At 53.6% G+C, this 5,948-nt stretch carries 6 protein-coding genes; all 6 read left to right on the top strand.

From position 1 onward, the window contains the following. Positions 1-504, top strand: a 504-nt coding sequence (locus tag VIN66_RS18520; RefSeq protein WP_331925363.1) for an alpha amylase C-terminal domain-containing protein, incomplete at its 5' end; no start/stop codon positions are given. 3 nt (positions 505-507) lie between these two features. Continuing rightward, positions 508-2,916: a TIM-barrel domain-containing protein gene (locus VIN66_RS18515; RefSeq protein WP_331925362.1), complete on the top strand. Its 2,409-nt coding sequence runs from the start codon at positions 508-510 to the stop codon at positions 2,914-2,916. A 204-nt stretch (positions 2,917-3,120) separates the two neighbouring features. Continuing rightward, the gene (locus VIN66_RS18510; protein WP_331925361.1) at positions 3,121-4,347 is read left to right on the top strand and encodes a threonine/serine ThrE exporter family protein; all 1,227 of its coding nucleotides are present in this window, start codon (positions 3,121-3,123) and stop codon (positions 4,345-4,347) included. 79 nt (positions 4,348-4,426) lie between these two features. Continuing rightward, a complete protein-coding gene (locus VIN66_RS18505; RefSeq protein ID WP_331925360.1) occupies positions 4,427-4,861 on the top strand; it encodes a YybH family protein in 435 nt (144 codons plus the stop codon). 10 nt (positions 4,862-4,871) lie between these two features. After that, positions 4,872-5,216 (top strand): YciI family protein, encoded by a 345-nt coding sequence (locus VIN66_RS18500; RefSeq protein ID WP_134052793.1) that lies wholly within the window; start codon positions 4,872-4,874, stop codon positions 5,214-5,216. Positions 5,217-5,233: 17 nt separating this feature from the next. After that, positions 5,234-5,948, top strand: a 715-nt coding sequence (locus VIN66_RS18495) for an RNA polymerase sigma factor (RefSeq protein WP_331925359.1), incomplete at its 3' end; no start/stop codon positions are given.

Raw genomic sequence — 5,948 nt, 5'->3', positions numbered from 1 at the left:
GAGCCGGGCGCGGCAGAAGCCGGTTTTGGCAAAGCCAGCCGTACCACTATTTTTGATTACTGGGGCGTGCCACAGCATCAGAAATGGATGAATGGCGGCAAATTTGATGGCGGCGCGTTAAACGCCGATGATAAAGCCTTGCATGCTTACTATCAGAGGCTGCTTAGCTTTACCGCTAAGGCGCCGGCGCTGATGGGACAATACGCCGAGCTGCACAGTGCAAACCTGGCCGCAAATAGCGGTTACAGCGAACAACAGCTGGCCTTCGCCCGCTGGAGCGATGAGCAAAAACTGGTGGTTGTCAGCCATTTTAACGCCGACGCTGCAGTGAACTTTAACCTGACGCTGCCGGCAGACCTGATGAACCGCTGGCAGTTAAGTGATGGTCAGTACAGCCTGACCGACGCTCTTAGCAACAACCAATATTCATTAACGGTAAGCAATGGTACAGGCAGTATAGCGTTGGAACTTGCACCTTTAGCCTCTGTGATCCTGGAGCTGTAAACCATGCGCTTATTACTGATTTTTATTGCTTTTTTGTCAGCACCTGCGCTGCTGGCAGCGCAATACCAGCAGCACAATCTGCAGGGCAGCACACTCACTGTTGACACCGACGAGGGTGCCGTCACGCTAAACTTCTATCAGAACGATGTGGTAGAAGCCTTTTATCAGGCAAAAGGCGTCAAACAACTGCCGTCGTTCTCAATCAGCCAGGGCCCGGCGGATATTGCGCTACGGCTACAGGAAACTGCCGATAAGTTGATACTCAGCAGTGCCGGCTTAACAGTGAACATTGAAAAATCACCGCTGAAGCTTAGCTACTACCGCAGCGGCAAGCTGTTGCTCGCCGAAGAGCAGGGTTATGTGCAAAATGCTGACAACCAGCAGCATGGCTTTCGTTTCGCGCTAACACCGGGCGAAAAGCTGCTGGGCGGTGGTGAGCGCGTACTGGGTATGGATCGGCGCGGGCAGAAATTTCCGTTATATAACAAAGCACATTATGGCTACAGCACTGAATCCAGCCAGATGTATTTTAGCCTGCCACTGCTGCTATCGAGCAATAAATACATGCTGCTGTTCGATAACAGCGCCAAAGGCGAGGCCGATTTAGGTGCTACAGACAAAAACGTACTGCAATTTAGCGCCGAAGGTGGCCGCAGCAGTTATGTCGTCGTCGCCGGCGACAGTTATCCGCAGCTGGTCAGTAACTACACCGCCTTAACCGGTAGGCAGCCACTGCCGGCACGCTGGACGCAGGGCAACTATGCGTCGCGCTTTGGCTACCATACTGAGGCAGAAGCCCGTGCCGTGGTGCAAAAGTTCCGCGATGCCAAACTGCCACTGGATGCGATAGTGCTGGATTTATACTGGTTCGGCCCGGATATTCAGGGCCATATGGGCAACCTGGACTGGAATCGCACTGCCTTCCCGCACCCGGAGCAAATGCTGGCCGATTTCAGCGCAGACGGTGTTAATACCATACTGGTGACCGAGCCTTTTGTGCTGACCACGTCAAAACGCTGGCAACAGGCAGTTGCAGCCGGCGCCATCGCCAAAGGGCTTGATGGCGAACCTAAAACCTTTGATTTTTACTTTGGCAACACCGGCCTGATTGATGTGTTCAGCGAGCAGGGCCAAAACTGGTTCTGGCAGATTTATCAGAGCCTGACTGAGCAAGGTGTGGCCGGCGTCTGGGGCGATTTGGGCGAACCGGAAGTACACCCGGAAGATACCGTGCATGCCATCGGTATGGCTAACGAAGTACACAATGCGTTTGGCCATCAATGGGCCGACATGGTCTACAGCGGCATGCAGCAGCATTTCCCGGCCAAACGGCCTTTTATTATGATGCGGGCCGGCGCGCCGGGCAGCCAGCGTTTTGGTATGGTACCCTGGACCGGCGATGTTGACCGTAGCTGGGGCGGGTTAAAGCCTCAGGTCGAGCTGGCACTGACGATGGGCTTATCCGGCTTTGGCTATATCCACTCCGACTTAGGCGGCTTTGCCGGCGGTGAAACGTTCGATAAAGAGTTGTATATCCGCTGGTTGCAGTACGGCGTATTTCAGCCGGTGTTCCGCCCGCACGCGCAGGAGCATATTGCACCTGAGCTGGTGTTCCATGACAAGGATACCATCGACACACTGCGGCCCTGGCTGAATTTGCGTTATCAGTTATTGCCGTATAACTACACCCTGGCCTATCAGAACAGTGTCAACGGTATGCCACTGATGCGGCCGTTGTTCTTTTATGATGAAACCAACACCGCTCTGCTCGATGAAAAAAACAGCTACCTCTGGGGCGATGCCTTCTTAGTGGCGCCGGTAACCGAGCCCGGTGTAACAAGCTGGCCGGTGCAGCTGCCAGGTGGTGTATGGTTTGATTACTTCAGTACCAAGCGCTACGCGGGCACAACTAAAGTTGAAGTGCCGGTAACACTAAACACTATACCGGTATTGGTTAAAGCCGGCAGCTTTGTGCCGATGACAAAGCCGGTGCAAAGCACACAGGACTATAGCAGTGAACAGCTGACCCTGCACTATTACGCTGATAGCAGTATCGACTGTGCCAAAGGCGAGATGTATGAAGATGATGGCAAAACACCGGACGCCATTGCCAAAGGCGAGTTTGAGCTGCTGAATTTCTATTACCTTAATGATAACGGCACGCAGAAGTTTGAGCTGCGCCGCAGCGGCGACTACGAAGGAAAACCACAAAGCCGCGAGGTTACGCTGGTAGTGCATAACCAAAGCGCAAAGCCGTCGCATATCAGCATTGATGGCCGTTATATTCAGCTGGTGCCGCAACCGGCACGCTTTGCCCGATTAAAAAATGTGGCGTACTACGATAAAGCCAGCAAGCAGCTGAGTATTAAAGTTGACTGGCAAGCAGAGTTAACCCAAATAGTGATTCGCTAATACAGGCAGACATAGCAGAATCGGTTTACCCTAAACCAACCGTTGACGGCATGGATGCCGGAATCGAGCCTACAGGGACGTATTTACGGCGTGTTGGTGTGGGTAAATCGGTTCGGCTCGCTGCAACAGGTTTCACTTTTCCGCTGCTATATATCAATTTTTCTATTACAATGAAGTAGTTAAATTACCCTACGGACTTCCTAAGTGCTAAACGCCGACTTTACCCAAAAACGTAAATTTATCGTCAAACTCGGCAAAATGCTGCATAAGTACGGCACACCGGCATACCGGCTTGAAGCCCACCTGGTCGAGCTAACCAGCCATCTTGGGCTGAAAGGCTCTTATATCATTTCGCCGACATCGATGACCTTTGTGCTTTGGACCGAAGGCCACGAGCAGGAATATACCCATGCCGCCCGCGTTAACCCGGGCGATCTGGATCTTGGCGCCTTATCGCGCACTGACGAACTGGCCGATCAGGTGCTGCAGGGAAAAGTCAGCCTGAACGAAGCCGATGCCCTGCTCGATGCAATAGACGCACGGCCTAACCCTTATGGCAAAGGCGCTACGGCGCTGGCGATGATGATGTCCGGCGGCGCCTTTGCCATGTTAATGGCCACCAGCTGGAATGATGTGCTCTGGTCGTCTTTACTGTCGTTGCTGGTATACGGCTTTATGTTGTGGGCCGCGCGCTCGGCGCGTATTGCCAATATGCTTGAACCTTTAGTGGCACTGGCCGCTGCACTGGCTGCCTGCGCCATCAGTCGTTATATCGACCCCGGCGTCAATATTCGCTTAGTGGTGCTGTCGGCTATTATTCCGTTTATTCCCGGCCTGGCATTAACATTGGGCTTTGCCGAACTGGCGGCGCGGCATCTGGTGTCGGGCAATGCCCGCATTATGGATGCACTGATGCTGCTGTTTAAGCTGTATTTTGGCGCTTTTCTGGGTATAGCACTGGGCTTTCGCCTGTTTGGCACGGTCGATTTTGTGCAGCCGGCACCGATACCACACAGCTTTGCCTGGCTGGCGATTGGCATTTTAGGTATCTCGCTGATTATTCTGTTTAAAAGCAGGCCAAAATACACACTGTGGTCACTGGCGTCGGGTTTTATTGCTTATGGCGTCAGCATCACCGGCGCCGCTATGTTCGACTATACACTGGGCGCGTTTCTCGGTGCCTTTGCCGTCGGCCTATACAGCAACCTGTTTACCCGGCTGGCAAAAGCGCCGGCAGTTATCGTGGCGATGCACGGCCTTATCGTACTGGTACCCGGCAGTAAAACCTATATTGGCTTAAACTCGCTGATTTCCGGTCAGGATTTTGTCGTATCTGACGGTATAGGCCAGCAAACTTTTTTAATCTTTATGTCACTGATTGCCGGGCTTATTTTCGCTAACGTTGCGCTGCCACCGAAAAAAAGTCTGTAAATAATTTCGCCTCCCTGTCGAACCGGCGCTGCCTGTTGCGACCAGTTATACCTTTGACGGTCATAACAGGAGCAACAAGATGAATCAGCTAAAACAGGCACAACAGATCACCGATTTACTAAGTAACTGGGTACGCGCGCTGCGTGCCAAAGATATTGCAGCCATCACCAGTATCTACCATAACGACATTATCGCCTTCGACGCCATTGGTCAGTTGCAGTTTAAAGGCCTGGCCGACTACCGCGCCCACTGGCAACGCTGTATGGCGTTTTGCAGCGGCGAGTCTTTTTTTGAAATGCATCAACTGCAGGTTCAGGCCACGGAACAACTGGCATTTACTCACTTCCTGACCCACTGCGGTGGCACCAACGACAAAGGCGAACTGCAAAAATGCTGGATGCGCGCCACCCAGTGCTGGCAACATGGCAGTAATGGCTGGCAAGTGGTACACGAGCATTACTCGATGCCATTTGACATGCAAACCGGTGCTATTCTGTCAGACCTAACCCCATAAGGAGCACAGCATGAAATACCTTTGTCTGGTGTACAGTGACGAAAACACGCTGCACAGCCTGCCTGACAGCCCGCACGACAGCGAGTGCCAGGCTTATGCGGAAAAAGTGCATAACAGTGGCCGCATGCTGGCGGCAGAAGCCCTGCAACCGGTCAGCACTGCCACCACCATCCGGGTGCGCAGCGGTAAAGTCAGTATTACTGATGGCCCCTTTGCTGAAACTAAAGAACAGCTGGCTGGCTTTTATCTGGTAGACGCCCATGACTTAAACGAGGCAATACAGATCGCCAGCGGCATACCGGCCGCACGGGTTGGCTCGGTCGAAGTGCGACCGGTACGCCAGCTTGATGTCTGAACCAGAGCCTTGCCACAGTGCCGGTTAATCCAGCTCAGGGCAGTCAGGTGCGCGCTCAGCTAAGCGCTATGTACCAGCGTGAATCACGTAAGGTACTGGCGACGCTGATCCGGCTGCTGGGCGATTTTGAGCTGGCCGAAGAAGCGCTGCATGAAGCTTTTCATGCAGCGCTGCAACAGTGGCCTGTCGAGGGCCTGCCAGCAAACCCGGTGGCCTGGCTGGTATCTGCCGGGCGCTTTAAAGCCATAGATCAGCTGCGTAAAACATCGCGCTTAACTCACCTCCCCGATGAATTGCTGGCACAGCTGAGCACAGAAGATGCTGCCGAGCCTGAGGTAATTGCCGACGATCAGCTGCGGCTGATCTTTACCTGCTGTCACCCCAGTTTAGCTACCGATGCCCAGCTGGCACTAACATTGCGCGAAGTCTGCGGCCTGACTACCGAGCAAATTGCCAGCGCATTTTTAACCAGCCCGCCGACAGTGGCGCAGCGCATAGTGCGGGCGAAGGGTAAAATCCGCGATGCCCGTATTCCGTATGAAGTACCGCCGCCCACCGAGTTGTCACAGCGGCTGGATGCGGTATTACAGGTCATCTACCTGCTGTTTAATGAAGGCTATTCGGCCTCAATGGGCACAGTGCTGCTTGATATCAGCTTGAGTGACGAAGCCATCCGGCTTGGCCGCTTAATGCTTGAACTGCTGCCCGACGCCGAAACCGCCGGCTTACTGG

It is taken from the genome of Rheinheimera sp. (assembly GCF_036568245.1).
GTDB lineage: Bacteria > Pseudomonadota > Gammaproteobacteria > Enterobacterales > Alteromonadaceae > Alishewanella.
The sequence above is the reverse complement of the archived record's forward strand: the minus strand, read 5'-3'. Positions and strand labels throughout refer to the sequence as shown.

What these genes read in the sequence shown, in the direction of transcription:
- VIN66_RS18505 (WP_331925360.1), top strand. Translation starts at nt 4,427, where the DNA reads ATGAATCAGCTAAAACAGGCACAACAGATCACCGATTTACTAAGTAAC.
- VIN66_RS18500 (WP_134052793.1), top strand. Translation starts at nt 4,872, where the DNA reads ATGAAATACCTTTGTCTGGTGTACAGTGACGAAAACACGCTGCACAGC.
- VIN66_RS18515 (WP_331925362.1), top strand. Translation starts at nt 508, where the DNA reads ATGCGCTTATTACTGATTTTTATTGCTTTTTTGTCAGCACCTGCGCTG.